The sequence below is a fragment of the Fulvimonas sp. R45 genome (assembly GCF_030504985.1).
Taxonomy (GTDB): Bacteria; Pseudomonadota; Gammaproteobacteria; order Xanthomonadales; family Rhodanobacteraceae; genus Rhodanobacter_A.
This window is the reverse complement of record NZ_JASERU010000006.1, coordinates 60,717-80,967: the sequence shown is the minus strand read 5'-3', so window position 1 is coordinate 80,967 and position 20,251 is coordinate 60,717. Positions and strand designations below refer to the sequence as shown.

19 protein-coding genes and 7 tRNA genes are annotated in these 20,251 nt (G+C 69.4%); 6 read left to right on the top strand and 20 right to left on the bottom strand.

The window, feature by feature from the left end; genetic code table 11:
• Positions 1-65: 65 nt before the first annotated feature.
• The 10 genes from tig to QMK61_RS07540 all read right to left on the bottom strand — a co-directional run bounded on the left by tig (position 66) and on the right by QMK61_RS07540 (position 5,463).
• Positions 66-1,358, bottom strand: a complete 1,293-nt coding sequence (gene tig, locus QMK61_RS07585; protein ID WP_302071559.1) for a trigger factor — start codon at positions 1,356-1,358, stop codon at positions 66-68.
• A gap of 85 nt (positions 1,359-1,443) precedes the next feature.
• Positions 1,444-1,528: transfer RNA gene (locus QMK61_RS07580), tRNA-Leu, on the bottom strand.
• Positions 1,529-1,774: 246 nt separating this feature from the next.
• Positions 1,775-1,850: transfer RNA gene (locus QMK61_RS07575), tRNA-Lys, on the bottom strand.
• A 14-nt stretch (positions 1,851-1,864) separates the two neighbouring features.
• Positions 1,865-1,941: transfer RNA gene (locus tag QMK61_RS07570), tRNA-His, on the bottom strand.
• Between the two features lie 15 nt (positions 1,942-1,956).
• Positions 1,957-2,033, bottom strand: a tRNA-Arg gene (locus tag QMK61_RS07565).
• Positions 2,034-2,055: 22 nt separating this feature from the next.
• Positions 2,056-2,132 (bottom strand) — tRNA-Pro (locus QMK61_RS07560).
• A 169-nt stretch (positions 2,133-2,301) separates the two neighbouring features.
• Positions 2,302-2,378 (bottom strand) — tRNA-Arg (locus tag QMK61_RS07555).
• A gap of 142 nt (positions 2,379-2,520) precedes the next feature.
• Positions 2,521-3,318: an amidohydrolase gene (locus QMK61_RS07550; protein ID WP_302071558.1), complete on the bottom strand. Its 798-nt coding sequence runs from the start codon at positions 3,316-3,318 to the stop codon at positions 2,521-2,523.
• On the bottom strand, positions 3,306-4,451 hold the full coding sequence (locus tag QMK61_RS07545) for a pyridoxal phosphate-dependent aminotransferase (protein WP_302071557.1): 1,146 nt from the start codon (positions 4,449-4,451) through the stop codon (positions 3,306-3,308). Before QMK61_RS07545 ends, QMK61_RS07550 begins: the two co-directional genes overlap by 13 nt.
• A gap of 46 nt (positions 4,452-4,497) precedes the next feature.
• Positions 4,498-5,463 (bottom strand): LysR substrate-binding domain-containing protein, encoded by a 966-nt coding sequence (locus QMK61_RS07540; RefSeq protein WP_302071556.1) that lies wholly within the window; start codon positions 5,461-5,463, stop codon positions 4,498-4,500.
• Positions 5,464-5,575: 112 nt separating this feature from the next.
• Here QMK61_RS07540 and QMK61_RS07535 point away from each other — a divergent pair, with 112 nt between their 5' ends.
• A complete protein-coding gene (locus tag QMK61_RS07535) occupies positions 5,576-6,160 on the top strand; it encodes an NAD(P)H-dependent oxidoreductase (protein WP_302071555.1) in 585 nt (194 codons plus the stop codon).
• An 82-nt stretch (positions 6,161-6,242) separates the two neighbouring features.
• Here the strand turns inward: QMK61_RS07535 and QMK61_RS07530 are convergent, their stop codons facing one another.
• The gene (locus QMK61_RS07530; RefSeq protein ID WP_302071554.1) at positions 6,243-7,073 is read right to left on the bottom strand and encodes an oxidoreductase; all 831 of its coding nucleotides are present in this window, start codon (positions 7,071-7,073) and stop codon (positions 6,243-6,245) included.
• A gap of 136 nt (positions 7,074-7,209) precedes the next feature.
• Between QMK61_RS07530 and QMK61_RS07525 the strand changes: the two genes are divergently transcribed.
• Complete coding sequence (locus QMK61_RS07525) at positions 7,210-8,142, top strand: AraC family transcriptional regulator (RefSeq protein ID WP_302071553.1); 933 nt, start codon at positions 7,210-7,212, stop codon at positions 8,140-8,142.
• A gap of 377 nt (positions 8,143-8,519) precedes the next feature.
• Here the strand turns inward: QMK61_RS07525 and QMK61_RS07520 are convergent.
• The 3 genes from QMK61_RS07520 to tpiA form a co-directional block, all read right to left on the bottom strand.
• Positions 8,520-8,604: transfer RNA gene (locus QMK61_RS07520), tRNA-Leu, on the bottom strand.
• A gap of 21 nt (positions 8,605-8,625) precedes the next feature.
• Positions 8,626-9,066, bottom strand: coding sequence for a preprotein translocase subunit SecG (gene secG / locus QMK61_RS07515; protein WP_302071552.1), 441 nt, complete (start codon positions 9,064-9,066; stop codon positions 8,626-8,628).
• 19 nt (positions 9,067-9,085) lie between these two features.
• Positions 9,086-9,835 carry a triose-phosphate isomerase gene (gene tpiA, locus QMK61_RS07510; protein ID WP_302071551.1) on the bottom strand — a complete coding sequence of 250 codons (750 nt, stop codon included), beginning with the start codon at positions 9,833-9,835 and terminating at the stop codon, positions 9,086-9,088.
• A gap of 178 nt (positions 9,836-10,013) precedes the next feature.
• On the opposite strand from tpiA, the gene QMK61_RS07505 reads away from it, so the two are divergent.
• Positions 10,014-10,823 (top strand): SDR family oxidoreductase, encoded by an 810-nt coding sequence (locus QMK61_RS07505; RefSeq protein ID WP_302071550.1) that lies wholly within the window; start codon positions 10,014-10,016, stop codon positions 10,821-10,823.
• Positions 10,824-11,045: 222 nt separating this feature from the next.
• On the opposite strand, the gene QMK61_RS07500 is transcribed toward QMK61_RS07505, so the two are convergent.
• From QMK61_RS07500 to orn, 4 genes are all read right to left on the bottom strand, one after another.
• Entirely contained in the window at positions 11,046-11,981 is a 936-nt protein-coding gene (locus QMK61_RS07500) for a 2-oxoglutarate and iron-dependent oxygenase domain-containing protein (protein ID WP_302071549.1), read from the bottom strand.
• 128 nt (positions 11,982-12,109) lie between these two features.
• Positions 12,110-13,456 carry a phosphoglucosamine mutase gene (gene glmM / locus QMK61_RS07495; RefSeq protein WP_302071548.1) on the bottom strand — a complete coding sequence of 449 codons (1,347 nt, stop codon included), beginning with the start codon at positions 13,454-13,456 and terminating at the stop codon, positions 12,110-12,112.
• A 72-nt stretch (positions 13,457-13,528) separates the two neighbouring features.
• A complete protein-coding gene (gene folP / locus QMK61_RS07490; RefSeq protein ID WP_302071547.1) occupies positions 13,529-14,437 on the bottom strand; it encodes a dihydropteroate synthase in 909 nt (302 codons plus the stop codon).
• A gap of 16 nt (positions 14,438-14,453) precedes the next feature.
• Positions 14,454-15,014 (bottom strand): oligoribonuclease, encoded by a 561-nt coding sequence (gene orn / locus QMK61_RS07485; protein WP_302071546.1) that lies wholly within the window; start codon positions 15,012-15,014, stop codon positions 14,454-14,456.
• A gap of 68 nt (positions 15,015-15,082) precedes the next feature.
• Between orn and sbcB the strand changes: the two genes are divergently transcribed.
• Entirely contained in the window at positions 15,083-16,528 is a 1,446-nt protein-coding gene (gene sbcB, locus QMK61_RS07480) for an exodeoxyribonuclease I (protein ID WP_302071545.1), read from the top strand.
• Between the two features lie 16 nt (positions 16,529-16,544).
• Positions 16,545-17,231 (top strand): DUF2461 domain-containing protein, encoded by a 687-nt coding sequence (locus tag QMK61_RS07475; RefSeq protein ID WP_302071544.1) that lies wholly within the window; start codon positions 16,545-16,547, stop codon positions 17,229-17,231.
• Positions 17,232-17,508: 277 nt separating this feature from the next.
• Here the strand turns inward: QMK61_RS07475 and QMK61_RS07470 are convergent, their stop codons facing one another.
• Positions 17,509-18,825 (bottom strand): MFS transporter, encoded by a 1,317-nt coding sequence (locus tag QMK61_RS07470; RefSeq protein WP_302071543.1) that lies wholly within the window; start codon positions 18,823-18,825, stop codon positions 17,509-17,511.
• A 268-nt stretch (positions 18,826-19,093) separates the two neighbouring features.
• Between QMK61_RS07470 and aqpZ the strand changes: the two genes are divergently transcribed.
• Positions 19,094-19,825: an aquaporin Z gene (gene aqpZ, locus QMK61_RS07465; RefSeq protein ID WP_302071542.1), complete on the top strand. Its 732-nt coding sequence runs from the start codon at positions 19,094-19,096 to the stop codon at positions 19,823-19,825.
• A gap of 42 nt (positions 19,826-19,867) precedes the next feature.
• On the opposite strand, the gene QMK61_RS07460 is transcribed toward aqpZ, so the two are convergent.
• The gene (locus tag QMK61_RS07460; RefSeq protein WP_302071710.1) at positions 19,868-20,251 is read right to left on the bottom strand and encodes a VOC family protein; all 384 of its coding nucleotides are present in this window, start codon (positions 20,249-20,251) and stop codon (positions 19,868-19,870) included.

The window sequence follows — 20,251 nt, the reverse complement described above, 5'->3', positions numbered from 1 at the left end:
AATGTTGTTGGCCTCGCCGGGAGGGCCTTGGCCCTCCGCGGCAGGCGCCGCACGGATCGGCTGCGTCAACCGCCGACCGGCCGCATCACCTCGTCGAAGCTCAGGTCCTGGACAGTGGTCTTGGCATGCTCGGCCACCCACTCCGCCACCTGGTCCTCGATCACGCGGTTCTGCAGGCCCGACATGAGTTGGGGGTCGCCGTTGTAAAGTTCAACGACCTTCTCCGGTTCCTCGTAGGTGGAGGCGATCGCGGCCAGCTGTTCAGCCACGCGGGTGCGGTCCAGCTTGATCTCCTGCCTGCGGGCGATCTCACCCATCAGCAGGCCGGCGATCACGCGCTTGCGCGCCATCGGCATGGCGGCCTCGACCAGCTGCGGCGGTGGCTGCTGGCCGCGCGGCACGCTGCCGGCGGCGAGGTTGCGCGCCTCGCCCTGCACCAGCATGTTCGGCACGTCCAGGCCCTCGTATGCAGTGGACAGCTTCTCGGCCACCTCGGACTTCAGCCGGGCCAGCAGGGTGCCCTTCAGCTCGCGCTCCAGGTTGGCGCGCACTTCCTTGCGGAAATGCTCCAGGTCGCCGTCGGCGATGCCGAACAGCTTGGCGAACTCGGCATCCACCTCGGGCAGCTTCGGCTCCTGCACCTTGACGATCTTGAAGCTCACCGTGGCGGTCTTGCCGGCCAGGTTCTCGTTGCGGAAATCCTGCGGGAAGGCGACCTCGGCCTCGTACTCGTCGCCAGCGGAACGGCCGGTCAAGGCCTCGTCCAGGGCCTTGAACAGGCTGCCCGAACCCAGCACGCTGCCCGCGCGCTCCAGGCCTTCGGCCGGGAAGCGGTAGTCGCCGGCGACGGCGCTGTACTCGAACATCACGAAATCGCCCTCGGCCGAGGCGCGCTCGACCGGGTCGAAGCTGCGGCGCTGCGTGCGCAGGGTCTCGATCATCTTCTCGATGTCGGCATCGGTCACTTCCGCCTTCGGACGGCTGATCTCGAGCGCGGCGACGTCGACCTCGGGGAACTCCGGCATCACCTCGAAGGTGGCGGTGTAGGCGATCTCGCCGTTCTCCGGCTTGCCCGTGGTGTCGATCGCGGGATTCGCCACCGGCTGCAGCTTCTCCTGCGCGAACGCCTCGCGCAGCGTGCTGCCGATCAGGTCGGAAAGCACCTCGTTGCGCACCTGGTCGCCGAAGCGCTGGCGGATCACCGTGGCCGGCACCTTGCCGGGGCGGAAGCCCTTCAGGCGGACGGTGCGGCCCATCTCCGCGATGCGCTCGTTCACCTGGCTGTCGAAGCGCTCCGCCGGGAACTTCACCGTGAGCTTGCGCTCGAGCTTGCCGACGTTCTCAACCGAAACCTGCATGACGTCTCCTGGAATGACCTGTGGTGGCCTTGTCGCGGCGCTGCGGCGGCCACGCCGCCCTACATGACGAAAACACTCAAGGGAATGGTGCGAAAGGCGGGACTCGAACCCGCACGGTGTGAACCGCTGGAACCTAAATCCAGTGCGTCTACCAGTTCCGCCACTTTCGCCCGTCACCGTCCCGGCAGCCGCCTGCGAGCGACGGTTCGCCGGCCGTTCGCCGGCATGGCGTCCCCCCGCTTGGCGCGCACCTGCTAAGTCGATGATTCCCTTGCACGAAAGCAGGCCATTTTACGGTTGCACGGCCGTCCAGCACAAGCACGTGGCGCACATGTCGCACGACCGTGCCGCCGAGCCCGGCCGGCCGGCCGGACAGGAAAAACGAAGGCCCGCGTCGCCGCGGGCCTTCGTCCGTTTGGTGGGCCGTGTAGGATTCGAACCTACGACCAATTGATTAAGAGTCAACTGCTCTACCAACTGAGCTAACGGCCCTTGAAACTCGAATTTGGGGTGGACGATGGGATTCGAACCCACGACAACCGGAATCACAATCCGGTACTCTAACCAGCTGAGCTACGCCCACCGTAGAACCTGGATCTGGCGCGCCCGACAGGAATCGAACCTGCAACCGTCGGCTTAGAAGGCCGATGCTCTATCCGGTTGAGCTACAGGCGCCTGGGTCCAGCATAACGCCTGCTGGTCGGGGCAGAGGGATTCGAACCCCCGACATCCAGCTCCCAAAGCTGGCGCTCTACCAGACTGAGCTATACCCCGTTCGGACGCTTCGATCACTTTCGCGCACCGAAGCCTTCGAATGCTAAGGGTGATACTCCGTCCAGTCAATCCGTATCGAAGCACACCGAACTTCAAATTTCCGTCCGGCGCCTCGGGCGATGTCCTGCCCTCGGCATCCACGATGCCGAAGCATCGTGCCTTGCAATAATGGCGCGCCCGGAGAGATTCGAACTCCCGACCACCAAGTTCGTAGCCTGGTACTCTATCCAACTGAGCTACGGGCGCGCGGTAAAAACTTTGCTCCGGTCGCGTTTCCCGATGAAGTGGAAGGCGCCGAAGCGAGAGGCGGAATTATTCAGATTCGGGACGCGGGCGTCAACACTTTTCGCAAACTTTTTTCTCGGCCGCGGCGCGCGTCGGGCCTCCGCTACGGGCGCAGTTCGAACTCGTCGGCGTCCATCCATGCCGGGAAGCGTTCGCGGTGCGCCAGCAGCAGCGCGGGGTCGAGGCGCACCGTTGCCACCTGTTCCTGCGCACCGAGCTCAAGCAGGGGCTCGCCCACCGGATCGACCGCCACGCTGTCGCCCGCGTAGGGCAAGTCGTTGCCGTCGGTGCCCACGCGGTTCACGCCCACCACGTAGCACAGGTTCTCGATCGCCCGCGCGCGCAGCAGCGTGCGCCACGGCTGCCGGCGCGGCGCCGGCCAGTTCGCCACGAACAGCACCAGGTCGTAGTCCATGCCGCCCGCGGCCTTCTCGTCGCGGCGGTTGCGCAGCCAGACCGGAAAGCGCAGGTCGTAGCAGACCTGCGGCAGGATGCGCCAGCCCTTCAACTCCACCACCAGCCGCTCGCTGCCGCCACCGTAGCGCGTGTGTTCGCCGGCCATGCGGAACAGGTGCCGCTTGTCGTATTGCGCGTGGGTGCCGTCCGGACGCATCCACAGCAGGCGGTTGAACACCGTGCCGTCCTCGCGGATCGCCAGGCTGCCGCAGACCACCGCGTCCACCTCAGCCGCCAGCGCGCGCATCCACGCCACGCCCTCGCCGTCCATCGTCCCGGCACTGGCGGCGATGTCGTTGCTGAAACCGGACAGGAAGGTTTCCGGCAGCACCACCAGGTCGCTCGGGCCGGCGCGGCGCACGAGGCCCGCGTAGTAGTCGCGGTTGGCCGGCGCGTCGTGCCAGCGCGTGGCGCCCTGCACCAGGGTGACGTTCAGAGCTTGCACAGGCGTTCGGCTCCCGCTTCGAGGGTGGCGTCGTTCTTGGCGAAGCACAGCCGCAGCAGGCGCGCGCCCGCCGGCCGCTCGCAGAACGGCGACAACGGGATGCTGGCCACGCCGCCCTGCTCTACCAGCCAGCGGCTGAAAGCGAGGTCGTCCTCGTCGCGGATCGCCGAGTAATCCACCAGCTGGAAGTAACCGCCCGGCACGTCCAGCAGCTTCAGCCGCGAGGGCCGCAGCAGCTCGCGGAAACGGTCGCGCTTGGCCTGGTAGAACGCCGGCAGTTCCAGGTAATGCCGCGGATCGCTGGCGAGGAACTCGGCGAACGCCACCTGCGCCGGATGAAAGGTGCAGAACGTGAGGTACTGGTGCACCTTGCGGAATTCCGCCGACAGCGGCTTCGCCGCCACCGCGTAGCCGACCTTCCAGCCGGTGCAGTGGTAGGTCTTGCCGAAGCTCGACACCACCACGCTGCGTTCCGCCAGCTCCGGATGGCGCAGCACGCTCTGGTGTTCGGCGCCGTCGTAGACGATGTGCTCGTACACCTCGTCGGACAGCACCACGATGCCGGTGTCGCGCACCACCGCAGCCAACTCGTCCAGGTCGTCCGCCGACAGCGTGGCGCCGGACGGGTTGTGCGGGCTGTTGACCAGGATCATGCGCGTTTTCGGCGTCACCGCGTCGCGCACGCGCTGCCAGTCGATGGAGAAGTCCGGCAGGGTCAGGGGAATGTGCACCGCGCGCGCGCCCTGCAGCTCGATCGCCGGCTCGTAGCTGTCGTAGGCCGGGTCGAACACGATCACTTCCTCGCCCGCGCGCACCAGCGCGGCGATGGCGGCGAACAGCGCCTCGGTGGCGCCGGACGTCACGGTCACCTCGGTGGCCGGATCCACGCGATGGCCGTACAGGCGTTCGGTCTTCAGCGCGATCTGCTCGCGCAGCGAAGCCAGGCCGATGCCCGGCGCGTACTGGTTGCAGCCCTCGGCCATGGCGCGCGTCACCGCGTCGCGCAGCGCCTGCGGCGGTTCGTAGTCGGGAAAGCCCTGGCCCAGGTTCACCGCCTTGTGCTCCAGCGCCAGCTGGCTCATCACGGTGAAGATGGTGGTGCCGACCTTGGGCAGCTTGGTGTCGATAGTCATCGTGCGGAGGTATGGATGTCCAAACGCGCAGCCTAGCACGGCCGGTTCACAGCGCGGGCAGCGGTCGCACCCTGCACTCCTCGTGCTTGCGCCGGGCGGCCTCGGGCAGGCGCTCGGCCAGGAAATCCACCAGCGCGCGCACGCCCGGCAGCATGCCGCGCCGGCTGGGGTAGACGAAATGCATCGTGCCGTCAGGCGCGCTCCACTCCGGCAGCACTACCTCCAGTTCGCCGCGCGTGATCGCCGGCGCGCAGACGAATTCCGGCAGCAGGGTCACGCCCATGCCGCGCCGCGCCGCTTCCAGCAGCATCGCGAAATCGCCGGTGATGAGGCGCGCCTGCATCTCCACGCTGCTGCGCTGTCCCTGGGCGTCGATCAGTTCCCACACCTGGGCGCCCTCGTGCTCCTGCATCGACAGCGCCGGCAGCCGCGGCAGCTCGGCCGGCTGCTGGGGCCGGCCCTGCGCCTTGAGCAGGCCGGGGCTGGCCACCACCAGCACGCGCGACAGGCCGAAGCTGCGCACGACCAGGTTCGCGTCGGTGTCCAGCTTGTTGCGCACCCGGATCGCCAGGTCGTAGCCCTCGCCGATCAGGTCCACCCGGCGGTTGGTGGACTGCACGCGCACCTGCAGCTTCGGATAGCGCGCCAGGAAATCCGGCAGCACGTGGGCTAGCACGGTCTGCGTCAGCGAGACGGGGCAGCTGATCCGCACCACGCCACGCGGCTCGGCGCGCAATTCGTCCACCGCCTCCTGCGCCGCGCGCGCCTCCTCCAGCACGGCGCGACAGTGTCCGTAGAAGCGCTCGCCCACTTCGGTGACCACGAAGCGGCGCGTGGTCCGCTGCAGCAGGCGCACGCCCAGGCGTTCCTCCAGTTGCGCGACCCGCTTGCTCAGGCGCGACTTGGGAATGCCCAGCGCGCGTCCCGCCGCCGAGAAACCGCCGTGTTCCACCACCGCGGCGAAGAAATACAGGTCATTGAGATCCTGCAGGGCGCCTTCCAGCATGGTCATGAATGTTTCCCACCACGAACGATAAGTCCGATCTTAGCCTACTTATCGCCGGATTGTATCGAGCCTATCGTGTTTCCAACGCCGCTTGGCGGCATCGACCGGGACACATGCCATGAAACTGCTGCATATCGATTCCAGCGCCCTGGGCCAGCACTCGGTTTCCCGCGCGCTGTCCGCGCGCATCGTCGACCAGCTGAAGGACCAGCATGCATCGCTGGAAGTCAGCCACCGCGACCTGGCCGCCCAGCCCCTGCCCCACTGGCAGCCGGTGGCCGACGCCAGCGACCCGGCCGCCCTCGCCGGCAGCGAGGCGCTGGAAGAGTTCCTGGCCGCCGACATCGTGGTGATCGGCGCGCCGATGTACAACTTCGGCATCCCCAGCCAGCTCAAGACCTGGATCGACCGCATCGCGGTGGCCGGCAAGACCTTCCGCTACACCGCCGATGGCCCCGAAGGCCTGGCGGGCGGCAAGCGCGTGATCGTGGCCTCCAGCCGCGGCGGCATTTATAGCCCCGGCAGCGCCGGTGCCGCGATGGACTTCCAGGAACCGTACCTGCGTGCCGTGTTCGGCTTCCTGGGCATCCCCGAGCTCGAATTCGTCCGTGCCGAAGGCCTCAACCTCAACGAGGAGCACAAGCGCAAGGCGCTGGCGTCGGCGCACGAGTCGATCGGCAAGTTGTTCGCGCAGGCCGCCTGAGGCGGGATTGCCGCACCACTCGTGGAAAGCCCGCCTCACGGCGGGCTTTTTGCGCAACGGTGGCCGGCCGGGGGCATCAGCGTCAGCCATCGGTCGATCGTGTCAGGGTTTCCCAGGCATCGATCTCCGAGGCCAGGGCGGCCAGCTTCCCGCGCACGAGGGAAAGCGCATCGCTGCCGAGCAGGAGATGCGCAGGCGGATCCGGCTGGCCGACCAGGGTCAGGATGGCCTTCGCCGCCTTCTCGGGATCGCCGGGCTGCTTGCCGCTCTTTTCGCGCCGGGCCTGGCGGATGGGGTCGAACATCCCGTCGTAGTCGGCAATGCGTCGCGGCGATCGCTGCATCGACCGCCCCGCCCAATCCGTCCTGAAGCTGCCCGGGGCGACGGCGGTGACGTACACGCCGAACGGCCGCAGTTCCTTGCCAAGCACCTCGCTGATGCCCTCGAGCGCGAACTTGCTTCCGCAGTAGTACGCAATGCCCGGCATCGTGATGAAGCCGCCCATCGAGGTGATGTTGACGATGTGCCCGCGCTGACGCCCGCGAAAACGCGGCACGAACGCGTGGGCGACCGCCACGGCGCCGAACACGTTGACCTCGAACTGGCGGCGCATGTCGTCGAGCGGGGACTCCTCGAAAATGCCTTCGTGGCCGTATCCCGCGTTGTTCACGAGCACGTCGACAGGCCCGGCGCGCGATTCCGCATCGGCGACGACGCCCGGGATGGCGTCGATGTCGGTCACGTCCAGCATGAAAGCGTGGGCGCGCTCGCCGTTCAGGGCCTCGAAGGCCCGGCGCGCCTCGTCGGTGCGCACCGTGCCGATCACCCGATGGCCCGCCGACAGGGCCTCGCGGGCAAGCGCAAGGCCGAAGCCGCTGCTGGCGCCGGTGATGAAGAAGGTTTTGTGGTTCATGGATGGACACCTGGTGGGGAATCGCATCGATCGTAGGTGCCCCGCGCCATGCGCCCCATGGCCTTGCGTGTGGCGTCATTGCCTGATCCTGTGAGCAACGCTTGCGGCAGGCCCCGGGAACACGGAAAGTGCCCGCATGGACACATCCTCCTGCCAGCGCATCATCGGCCTGCTCTGCGGACTTGCGCCGAAGGAGGGATACACGCTGACGCCGCTGCCGGATGTGCGCCTGCTCCGCTCCGACCGACCGCTGCGCCGCACTCCGGTGCTCTACGAGCCCGGCATCGTCATCGTGGCGCAGGGGCGCAAACGCGGTTTCCTCGGCGACGAGGTCTTCGTCTACGACGACCAGCACTACCTCGTCGTCTCCGTGCCGGTGCCCTTCACGATGGAGACGAACGCCTCGGCGGACGAACCGCTGCTGGCGATCTACTTCCGCCTCGACCACGCCGTGGCCGCGGAGGTCTGCATGCAGATCGACGAGCGGCGCGGAACCTCGTCGGCGCCACCCCGCGGGCTGTATGCCTCGCCCATGGAGGACGCGCTTGCGGCGTCGGTCCGGCGCCTGCTCGAGGCACTGGCGAGTCCCCCGGACGGCGAGGTGCTCGGCCCTGCGCTCATGCGCGAGATCTACTACCGGATCCTGTCCGGCGCCCAGGGTGGCTCGCTGCGCACCGCGCTGGCGCAGCGGGGCAAGTTCGGCATGGTGGCGCGCGCGATTCGCGTCATCCACAGCCGCTACGCCGAGGCACTCAGCGTGGACGAGCTTGCCGGCGAGGCGGCGATGAGCACATCCACCTTCCACGCCCACTTCCGCGCGATGACCGGCACCTCGCCGATGCGCTACGTGCAATCGACGCGCCTGCACCAGGCGCGCCTGCTCATGCTTCGGCAACACGCCACCGCTGCTGCTGCGGCCTCCGCCGTCGGCTATGAAAGCGCCTCGCAGTTCAGCCGCGAGTTCAAGCGGCTATTCGGGAGACCGCCGGTCGAGGAAGTGGAACGGATGAAACGGGACTTCACCCTGCCGGAGGCGCCGGGAGCGTCCGCCTACGTGTCGTCGCATTGAGTCGCGCCCTGTCCGGCCGGCAGGCGTCGGCCGATGGCCTCAGTTGGACCGCACCGCGATGAACGGGGGCCGTGGGACACCCGGAGACGAGCCGCGTCGCCGATCGTGAAGACCCGCCCGGTTCCCGGCAGAAATCGACAGACGCGTGTTGCACTCCAAAAGCTTTCGGATGGGGCACACGACGATCCTCACGACCGCCACGATCTACGCCCACGTCGCCAAGCGATCCCTTGGGCGCGCAGCCTCGGCCATGGACGCCCTGCGGAATGGCACCTACCTTGACGCACCGGGAAACCCCTGAGACAGGGAGTAGCCGCGCAACAAGAAACCCTAGCGTGGCAACTACCGCTAGGGCCTTGATTTACAAGGAAATTAAATGGTGCCCAAGAGGGGACTCGAACCCCTACGCCTCTCGGCGCTACCACCTCAAGGTAGTGCGTCTACCAATTCCGCCACCTGGGCAGGTGTCTTGCTTGAAATCCTTCAGTGCTTCGCGGGAGCGGCCGGCACGTCGGGTTGCGTCTTCGTCGCCGGGGCGGCCGGGACGTCGCCGCTGGCGGCGCTGGGCGAAGGCACTTCCGCCTTGGCCGGAGCGGCCGGCGCCGCGGGCTGCGCATTCTGGGACTTCGCGGGCTGCTTGCCAAGTCCCGCCATCACGCCGAGGTCGTTGTTCGCGCTCTGCTGCGGCGCGCCGTTGACCTTCAGGTAGATGCCCATGCCGAGGCTGAGCAGGAAGAACAGCGTGGCGAGCACCGCGGTGGCGCGCGACATGAAGTTGGCCGAGCCGCGCGCGCCGAACACCGTGGCGGACGCGCCCGCACCGAAGCCCGAGCCGGCGTCGGCGCCGGCGCCGCGCTGCATCAGGATCAGCACGATCATCGCCGCGGCGATCAGGATGTAGAAGACGCTGAAGATGACGAACATGGTGTGTTCCGTAGCGCGCTCAGCGCGCCGCGGCGCAGATGTCCAGGAAATCGGAGGCCGCCAGAGAGGCGCCGCCGATCAACCCGCCATCCACGTCCGGCTGCGCGAACAGTTCCGCGGCGTTGGCCGCCTTCACGCTGCCGCCATAAAGCAGCCGCGTCAGACCGGCAATCATAGCATCCTCTTTCGCCAGTTGGCTACGGATAAAGGCGTGCATCTGCTGCGCCTGTTCCGGTGTGGCGGTGCGGCCGGTGCCGATCGCCCATACCGGCTCGTAGGCCACCAGCGCGGTGTCGAAGCTGGCGATGCCGTTGTGCGCCAGCACCGCCTGCAACTGGGCGGTGATCACCGCCTCGGCCTCGCCCGCCTCGCGCTGCGCCAGCGTCTCGCCCACGCACAGGATCGGCGTGAGGCCGCCGGCCCGTGCCGCGGCGAACTTGCGTGCCACCAGTGCGCTGCTCTCGCCGTGGTACTGGCGACGCTCGGAATGGCCCACCAGCGTCCAGCGCGCGCCTACGTCGACCAGCATCGCGGAGGAGACTTCGCCCGTGTAGGCGCCTTGCCCCTCGTGCTCGCTCACGTCCTGCGCGCCCACGCCCACGCCGCTGTCGGCGCAGCGCTCCACGGCTCCGGCCAGGTAGGGGAACGGCGGAAACACCAGCACGTCGACGCCGTCCGGCCTGGCGGCGACGATCCCGTCGACCAGCGCCTCGGCCATCGAACGGCTGCCGTGCATCTTCCAGTTGCCCGCGACGAGTTTCTTGCGCATGCCCTATTCCATTGCGTCCAAAGCGCGAAGGGTAACCAGCATGCCGGCAATGGGCAATCACGGGCGCTCGCGGGGAATACCACTTTTTGCCGGCACGGTCGCTACCCGGAGGCTCCACGGCCCGCGAGCCACCTGCATGCATGCGATGATGCAGCTTCTCATCCGGCCGGGGACATCCATGCCGCAACGCCATCCGCTCAGCCTCGTCACCGGCGCCTCCGCCGGCATCGGCGCGGCCTTCGCCCGCGCACTCGCCGCGCGCGGACACGACCTGGTGCTGACTGCACGCCGTGCCGACCGGCTGGAGTCCCTGGCTGCCGAACTGCGCCAGCAGCATGGCCGCGACGTGACCGTACTTCCCGTCGACCTTGCCGCCCCAACCGCTCCCCGTGTGCTGTGCGAGGAACTGGGGCGGCACGGCCTGGCCGTGGACTGGCTGGTCAACAACGCCGGCTACGGCGTGCCGGGAAGCTTCGTCGCCAACGGCTGGCAGACCCACGCGGACTTCCTGCAGGTGCTGCTGGCCGCCCCCACCGAACTGGCCTGGCGCCTGCTGCCCGGCATGCGCGAGCGCGGCCATGGACGCATCGTCAACGTGGCCTCGCTGGCCGGCCACGTGCCGGGCACCGCGGGGCATACGCTATACGCGGCCAGCAAGGCGTACATGATCCGGTTTTCCGAGTCGCTGGCGCTGGAAAGCCGTGAGTGCGGCGTGCACGTCTGCGCGCTGTGTCCCGGCTTCACCCGTTCGGAATTCCACGACGTCACCGGCACCCGCGCACTGATGGACAAGCTGCCCGGCTTCATGTGGCAGAGTGCGGAGGACGTGGTGGAGCAAGGCATCGCGGCGGTGGAGCGCGGTGATGCGGTCTACGTCACCGGCCGCGTCAACCGCACGATCAAGTCCGTGTTCAAGCTGCTGCCCGACCGGCTGGCGCGGCGCCTGTCCGGGCGCCAGGCGCGGCGCTACCGCCAATTCGACGAGTAGCGGCCGCTGCCTGGGCGGCACATTCGAAGCGATGACCCGCCCGGGCAGCCGCATAGGCCGGGATCACCATGGCGTCACCGGGTGAAGCCCTCGCCCGCTTGCGGGAGAGGGTAGCGGCAGCCGGGAGAGGGGCGGTGCGAAGCGTGGCGTGGCGACGCTGCCGTGCCCTCTCCCAACCCCTCTCCCGCAATCGGGCGAGGGGCTTTCGGGATCCGGCACCGCTCAGATCAGCTTGATCTCGCGCAGCCGCTGCTGCAGGTACTCGTGCGAGGAGATCGGCGTGTCGTAGCGCTTCGGGTTGTCCGGCGTCACGCACTGCGGCAGCGGGTCGAGCATCACGTCCGGGTTCGGATGCAGGAAGTACGGCACCGAGTAGCGCGGCTTGCGCGCGTTGGCGTTCCGCGGGTTCACCACGCGATGGGTGGTGGACGGGTACACGTGGTTGGTCAGCCGCTGCAGCATGTCGCCGATGTTCACCACGATGGCGTCGCCCTCGGTGGTGATCGGCAGCCATTCGCCCTCGCGGGTGAGCACTTCCAGCCCTTCCGCGCTGGCGCCGACCAGCAGGGTGATGAAGTTGATGTCCTCGTGCGCGCCGGCGCGCACGTTGGGGATGTTTTCCTCGGTGATCGGCGGGTAGTGGATCGGCCGCAGGATGGAATTGCCCTGGTCGGTCTTGTCCTCGAAATAGTTCTCGGGCAGGCCGATGTGCAGGGCCAGCGCGCGCAGCACGCGGGTGCCGAGCCGGTCCAGTGCCTCGAACAGGCCGTAGCCGTACTCGCGGAACTCCGGCACCTCGGCCGGCCACAGGTTGGGCGGCATCACGCCGGCGAACTTCGAGTCGCGCGGGATTTCCCGGCCGATGTGCCAGAACTCCTTGAGGTCCGGGTAGCGGCTGTCCTTGGCGGTCTCCACCTTGAACGGGGTGTAGCCGCGCGCGCCGCCGCCACCCGGCACGTGGTACTTCATCTTGGTTTCGGCGGGCAGCGCGAAGAAGCGCTGGAACACGTCGTAGGCGCCGTCGACCAGCTCGCGCGGGATGCCGTGGCCGCTGATGCAGCAGAAGCCGAATTCGCGGTAGGCCGCGCCGAGCTCGGCGACGAAGGCGTCGCGGTCGGTGTCGTAGCGGCGGATGTCGAGGGTGGGAACGTTCTTCATGGGCAAGGATCCAGGTTCGTTGACGCGCGGTCGATTTGTGTCCGCCACCGCAGGGGCGGTGCACGTCGGGCCAATCCTTGGCGACCTGGTCCTGGCTGTCATGGGGCCGGCGCGATGCGCCGGCTGGTTCACGAGCGTTCGGCTGCGGATCTTACGACGTCGGCGAGGCCTTGCGCCAACTGCTGCACTTCGCCCGCGTCGTCGCCCTCCACGGTGACCCGGACCAGCGGCTCGGTGCCCGAGGCGCGCAGCACCACGCGGCCGCGGCCGCGCAGGGCCTGCTCCGTATCGGCCAGCGCCTGCCGGACCGCTTCGCTGGCGAGCGCCTCGCGCGCGCCGTCGGCGCGCACGTTGATCATCACCTGGGGCAGCTTGCGCAGCCCCTGGCGCGTCGTGGCGAAATCCTCGCCGCCCAGCGCCTCCAGCACGGCCAGCGCGGAGACGATGCCGTCGCCGGTGGTGGCGCGATCCAGGCACAGGATGTGGCCGGAGGTTTCGCCGCCGAGCACGCCGTCGTGCTCCTTGAGCTTCTGCAGCACGTAGCGGTCGCCCACCTGGGCGCGGACCAGGCCGACACCGAGCTGCTCCAGCGCCTGCTGCAGGCCGTAGTTGCTCATCAGCGTGCCGACCACCGGGCCGCGCAGCTGGCCGCGCGCCTGCCAGGCGCGGGCGATCACGTAGAGCAGGTCGTCACCGTCGGCGAGCACGCCGTGGCGGTCGACCATCTGCACGCGGTCGCCGTCGCCGTCGAACGCGATGCCGAGGTCGGCACCCTGCTCCAGCACCGCGCATTGCAGCGCCTGCGGGTGGGTGGAGCCGACGTCGCGGTTGATGTTGAAGCCGTCCGGCTTGTCGCCGATGGCGACGACCTCGGCGCCCAGCTCGGCGAAGACCTTGGGCGCGACCTGGTAGGTGGCGCCGTTGGCGCAGTCCAGCACGATCTTCAGGCCGTTGAGGTTGAAGTCCTCGGCCACCGTGCTCTTGCAGAACTCCGCGTAGCGGGTCACCGCGTCGTCGATGCGGCGCGCCTTGCCCAGCTGTTCGGAGGGCACCGTGACGAAGGGGGCGTCGATCTCCGCCTCGATGGCCGCTTCCATCGCGTCGCTGAGCTTCTCGCCGTGCGCGGAGAAGAACTTGATGCCGTTGTCGTGGTGTGGGTTGTGCGAGGCGCTGATCACGATGCCGGCCTCGGCGCGCAGCGAGCGGGTGAGGAAGGCCACCGCCGGCGTCGGCATCGGCCCCAGCATGCGCACGTCCACGCCGGCGGAGACCAGGCCGGCTTCCAGCGCAGCCTCGAACATGTAGCCGGAAACGCGGGTGTCCTTGCCGATCAGCACGCCGCGCCGCGAGCCGCCCTGCTGCCGAAGCACCGCGCCGAGCGCGCGGCCGAGGCGAAGCATGAACTCGGCATTGATCGGCCATACCCCCACGGTGCCGCGGATACCGTCCGTGCCGAAATACTTGCGCTGGCTCATGCGTGTCGTTTCTCCAAGAGGTTGTCCCTGTCCTGCCGGCCGGCGCATGCCTCGCCAGTCGTCCCGTGGTTGTCAGTCGTCGTCCGGCCAGCGCGGGGCGGCCGGCTTCGGGTCGCGGCGCGGCGCCGGCTCGCCCGCGTGTACGCCATGCCATACCGCCAGCGCATCCACCGTGGCGGCCACGTCGTGCACGCGCACCATGCGCGCGCCGCGCTGAACGGCGATCAACGCGGCAGCCACCGAACCGGCGACGCGCTCGGCCGGCACCTTGCGCCCGGTCAGCTCGCCGATCATCGACTTGCGCGACAACCCCGCATACACGCCGCTGCCCAGCTCGGCGAAGCGTTCCAGCGCGCGCAGCAGGGCCAGGTTGTGTTCCAGGTTCTTGCCGAAACCGAAACCGGGGTCGACCATCACCTTGCGTTTGTCGATGCCCGCCAGTTCGCAAGCGAACAGGCGATCGGCGAGGAAACGGTGCACCTCGCCCACCACGTCGTCGTAGTGTGGGTCGTCCTGCATGCCGCGCGGCTCGCCCTGCATGTGCATCAGGCACACCGGCACGCCCAGCTCGGCCGCCGCGTCCAGCGCGCCCTCGCGGCGCAGCGCGTAGACATCGTTGACCATGCCCGCACCGGCGGCCACGGCGGCGCGCATGACCTCGGGCTTGGAGGTGTCCACGGCAATGGGCAGCGCGGTGCGTGCGGCCAGTTGCTCGATCACCGGGACCACCCGGCGCAGTTCCTCGTCCGCCGACACGTCGCCCGCCCCGGGGCGGGTGGATTCGCCGCCCACGTCGAGCATGTCCGCGCCTTGCTCCGCCAGCGCCAGGCCGTGCGCCACGGCGGCCTCGACGGTGGCGTGCGCGCCGCCGTCGGAGAACGAATCCGGCGTGACGTTGACGATGCCCACCACGCGCGGCCGGTCGAGTTTCAGCGGGCGGCCGCGGCAGTCGAGCACGGGCGCGAACAGGTCGCTGGACATGGCGCGTCCCTCCGGTTCAGTCCTGGCCGCCGAGCGCGCCCATGTGCCGGCGGTAGTAGCGCAGCTCGTCGATGGAGTCGCGGATATCGGACAGCGCGGTATGCGCCGACTCCTTGCTGAATCCCTTGCCGACCACCGGCGCCCAGCGCCGCGCCAGTTCCTTCAGCGTGGACACGTCGAGGTTGCGGTAGTGGAAGAAGCGTTCCAGCCGCGGCATCTGCCGGTGCAGGAAGCGGCGGTCCTGGCAGATCGAGTTGCCGCACATCGGCGACTTGCCGGCGGGCACCCACTCGCGCAGGAAATCCAGCGTGGCCTGCTCCGCCTGGGCGTGGTCGACGGTGGATTCCAGCACTTTCTGCCACAGGCCGGACTTGCCGTGCTGGTTGCGGTTCCAGGCATCCATCGCCTCCAGCCGGTCCAGCTCGTGGCGGATCGCGAACACCGGGCCCTCGGCCAGCGTGACGAGGTCCCTGTCGGTGACGATGGTGGCGATTTCCAGGATCGAATCGGCGTCGGTGTCGAGACCGGTCATCTCCAGGTCGATCCAGATCAGGTTGTCGTCGTTCGCTTGGCTCATGCGCCCTCCTGGCCGCGCAGTCTATCAGCACGCCGTGCGATCATCGGGGCCTGCCACCCGGGAACGCCATGCAGACCTTCTTCTGGCACGACTACGAGACCTTCGGCGCGGATGCCCGCCGCGACCGGCCGGTGCAGTTCGCCGGCATCCGCACCACCATGGAGCTGGAGATCGTGGGCGAGCCGGTGATGTTCTTCGGCCAGCCGCCGCGCGACAGCCTGCCCAGCCCGGACGCCTGCCTGATCACCGGCATCACGCCGCAGCAGGCCGAGCGCGAGGGGGTGACCGAGGCCGAATTCGCCGCGCGCGTGCACGAGCAGCTGGCCGAACCGGGCACCTGCGGCGTGGGCTACAACTCGCTGCGCTTCGACGACGAGGTGACGCGTCAACTGCTCTACCGCAACTTCTACGACCCGTACGGCCGCGAGTGGGAGAACGGCAACTCGCGCTGGGACCTGATCGACCTGGTACGCATGTGCGAGGCGCTGCGCCCCGAGGGCATCGCCTGGCCCGTCCGCGAGGATGGCACGCCCAGCTTCCGGCTCGAGCACCTGGCTGCCGCCAACCGCCTGCAGCAGGAGCGCGCGCACGACGCGCTGTCCGACGTGCACGCGTTGATCGACCTGGCGCGGCTGATCCGCGTGCGCCAGCCCAGGCTGTGGGACTGGCATTTCGCGCTGCGCCGCAAGCAGCGCGCGTTCGAACTGCTCGATGCGGCGAACATGACCCCGCTGGTGCACGTCTCCTCGCGCTACCCGGCCAGCCGCCACTGCCTGGCGGTGATCGCGCCGCTGGCGCCGCATCCGTCGCGCCCGGGCGAGATCATCGTCTACGACCTCGCCACCGATCCGGCCGAGCTGCTCGAACTGGACGAGGACGCCATTGCCGACCGCGTGTTCACCGCGCGCGCCGACCTGCCCGAGGACGTCGAGCGCATCCCGCTGCGCACCGTGCGCGCCAACCGGGCGCCCGCGCTGGCGCCGCTGTCGGTGCTGAAGGGCGCGGACCTCGGCCGGCTGCAGCTCGACCTTGAGCGCAACCTGGCCCACCGCGACGCCTTGCGCGCGGCCGCCGGGCTGGTCGACAAGGTGCGCCGCGTGTTCGCCCGGGCCGCCGCGATGCCGCCGGCGCAGGACCCGGAACTGGCCTTGTACGACGGCTTCCTGCCCGACGCCGACAAGCGCCTGCTGCGCGAGGTGCGCGCCACGCCGCCGGCGCTGCTCGGCACGCGCGCGTTCCCGTTCCGCGACCCGCGCTACGCCGAACTGCTGTTCCGCTACCGCGCCCGCAACTGGCCGGAGACGCTCGGCGCCGACGAGCGCGAGCGCTGGGAAAACTTCCGCCGCGACCGCCTGACCCGTCCCACCCCGCTGACCACGCTGACGCTGGACGACTACTTCGCGCGGCTCGCCGCGCTGCGCGAAGACCCCGCGCTGCGCGGGCGGCTGCCGCTGCTCGACCAGTTGCAGGCCTGGGGCGCGCACCTTGCCGCCGAGATCGCCCTGCCCGCCTGACCACCCGACGCCGACCATGCAGAAGACCTACTTCACCCCCGCCACCTTCCGCTTCCTGCGCGCGCTGGACCGCAACAACAGCCGCGACTGGTTCCAGGCCCACAAGGCCGACTACGAACGCCACGTGCGCGAGCCCTTCCTCGAACTCATCACCGACCTGCAGGCGCCGCTGGCGAAGATCAGCCCGCACTACCGCGCCGATCCGCGCAAGAACGGCGGCTCGCTGTTCCGCATCTTCCGCGACACCCGCTTCTCCAACAACAAGCTGCCCTACAAGCCATGGCAGGGCGCGCGCTTCTTCCACGAGCGGCGGCACGAGATCCCCGCGCCCTCGTTCTACCTGCACATCCAGCCCGGCGACTGCTTCGCCGGCGGCGGCATGTGGCATCCGGAGCCCGACGCGCTGAAGAAGATCCGCGCCTTCCTGGCCGACAACCCCGCCGCGTGGAAGAAAGCCACGCAAGGCAAGGCCTTTCGCGAGCACCTGGAATTCTGGGGCGAGTCGCTGAAGCGCCCGCCGCACGGCTTCGAACCGGACCACGAGCTGATCGAGGACCTGAAGCGCAAGGACTTCGCCGCCGGCGAGGGTTTCGACGAGGCGCTGGCCAGCTCCGCGGAGCTGCTGCCGTGGACGGTCGCCAGCTTCAAGCGCGTGGCGCCGATGATCGACTACCTGTGCGCCGCCCAGGAACTGGAGTTCTGAGAGCCTGTTCAAAATCTCCCCGTGGCCCGCGCCGGGAGCTGTTTGCGCGCAGGCCAAGGAAGAGCGAAGGAGTGGACGTCCGTCCACGACGGAGCGATGACGCCGGCCTGTGGGCAAACAGACCCGGCCCTCCGGGTTGCCTTGCCCTGGCCGCCATGCGGCAGCGCGCGGCTTGACCTGCCAGCCAGCCAGGCAGGCGCTGCGCCACGCACTCCCACCTGGCGGCCAGGGCAAGGCAACGCGAGCTACGGGGAGATCTTGAACAGGCTCTGAGCGCTCAGCCGTCGATCGCGTCGGGGCGCCGGCGCAACCACGACGCCAGCAGGATCGCCAGCACCGCCGTCGCCGCCACGTAGTGCGCGGGCGCCAGCGGCCCGAAGCGCCGCACCAGCAGGCCGACCAACGGCGGCGTCAGGCCGCCGAACAGCGCATAGGCGATGTTGTAGGAGAAGGACAGGCCGGAGAACCGCACCGGTGGCGGGAACGCCCGCACCATCAGCACCGGCACCACGCCGACCACGCCGACCAGGAAGCCGGCCAGCGCGTACAGCCCGAGGAAGTGCGTGCCGCCGCCGGCCAGGTCCAGGTACAGCGCATAGCCGCCCGCGAGCAGTCCGAGCGAGCCCAGCAGCAGGGCTCGCGCCGCGCCGAGGCGGTCCGCCAGCGCGCCGAAAAACAGGCAGCCCAGCGCCAGCGCGAACGAGGCCAGGTTGTTGCCCAGGAAGGCCCGCGCCGGCGCGACGTGGAACACCGACTGCACCAGCGAGGGCGTCATCAGGATCAGCACCACGATGGCCGCGGTCAGCATCCACGTCGCCAGCATCGACAGGGCCACCGCCGGCCGGTGCCGCGCCACCACCTGCGCCAGCGGCAGGCCGGCGGCCAGCTCGCGGCGCGCGCGCAGCTCGCGGAACACCGGCGTCTCGTCGAGCCAGCGGCGCAGCCACACCGCCATGAAACCGAACACGCCGCCGAGCAGGAACGGCACCCGCCAGCCCCACGCCAGCATCTGCGCGTGGCCGAGCCGCGCATGGAGCGCCGCGGCCAGCAGCGAGCCGATCAGGATGCCCACGGTGAGCCCCGCGGTGAGACTGCCGCAGGCGAAGCCCACCCGCCGCCGCGGCACGTGCTCGGCCACGAACACCCAGGCGCCGGGCACCTCGCCGCCCACCGCGATGCCCTGCACGATGCGCAGCGCCAGCAACAGCACCGGCGCCAGCATGCCAGCCTGGGCATGGGTGGGCAGCAGGCCGATCGCCAGCGTGGGCAGCGCCATCAGGAACACGCTGAGCGTGAACATGCGCTTGCGTCCCGAGCGGTCGCCGAAGTGCGCCATCACGATGCCGCCCAGCGGGCGCGCCAGGTAGCCCGCGGCGAACACCCCGTACACCTTGAACTGGGCCAGCCAGGGCGAGCCGCCGCCGGGGAAGAACAGCTCGCTCAGCGGCAGCGCCAGGAACACGAACACCACGAAGTCGTAGAACTCCAGCGCCCCGCCCAGCGCGGAAAGCAGCAGCGTGCGCGCATCGCGGCGGTCCAGCGCGCGCTCCGGCGACACGGTGGCGGACGACGGCGGCAGGCAGGCATCGGTCATGGCGGCTGGAACGAAGCGGCGGGCCCGGCAACATAGCGCAAGTCGTGGCGCCCGCGCCCGTCTCGCCACGCGCGCGCGCATCGCCTATGCTTGCCGCGCCCGGCCGGGAAGCCGGGCTGCCCGGGCCGGTGGCTCCAGTCCAGTGCCTGCCCGGCGTCGTTTCAGGGGGTGCAGAAACGTCGTCCGACCCTGGCCACGGCCAGCCGTCCGGCGGCACGCCACCTGGTGACGCGTGCCGCCCTCACGCAGTCCGACAAGGAGACATCGCATGAACCTGGGCAAACGTATGGTCGCCGAATTCTTCGGCACCTTCTGGCTGGTCCTGGGCGGCTGCGGCAGCGCCGTGCTGGCCGCGGCCTTCCCGCAACTGGGCATCGGCTTCGCCGGCGTGGCGCTGGCGTTCGGCCTGACCCTGCTGACCATGTGCTACGCCATCGGCCATGTTTCCGGCTGCCACATCAACCCGGCGGTGACCTGCGGCCTCGCCGCCGGCGGACGCTTCCCCGCGAAGGAAGTCGTGCCGTACATCGTGGCGCAGGTGGTCGGCGGCATCGTGGCCGGGCTGGTGCTGTACGTGATCGCTTCGGGCAAGCCCGGCTTCGACGCCGTGGCCAGCGGCTTCGCCTCGAACGGCTACGGCGACCATTCGCCCGGCGGCTATTCGATGGGCGCTTCGGCGCTGTGCGAACTGGTGATGACCGGCTTCTTCATCTTCATCATCATGGGCGCCACGCACCGCAGCGCGCCGGTGGGCTTCGCCGGCATCGCCATCGGCCTGGCGCTGACCCTGATCCACCTGATCAGCATCCCGGTCACCAACACCTCGGTGAACCCGGCGCGCTCGACCGGCGTGGCACTGTTCCAGGGCGGCTGGGCGCTGCAGCAGCTGTGGTTCTTCTGGGTGATGCCGATCATCGGCGGCATCGTCGGCGGCCTGGTCTACCGCTACCTGTGGAGCGACCGTCCCGCGCAGCCGGACATCCGCGGCGACCGCGCCTGAGCCTCGGCGCCACGCGGCCCCGGGCCGCGTGGCGCGATCGGGCTAGGCTTCGTAAAGCTCGAGCGGCAACCCGTCCGGGTCGGCGAAGAAGGTGAAGCGGCGGCCGGTGTGCTCGTCCATGCGCACCGGCTCGCACGCGACGCCGCGCGCGGCCAGCACGGCCACCGTGGCGTCGATGTCGTCCACCGCGAACGCCAGGTGGCGCAAGCCCTGCGCCTCCGGCCAGGAAGGCCGCGGCGGTGCGCCGGGGAAGGAGAACAGCTCCAGCTGCACGCCCGGGCCGACCTCCAGGTCGCACTTCCAGGAATCGCGCGCCTCGCGGTAGATCTCGCGCGCGATGCGCAGCCCCAGCGTCTGGCTGTAGAACGCCTTCGAGCGCGGATAGTCCGAGCAGATCAGGGCGACGTGGTGGATGCCGCGCAGCAG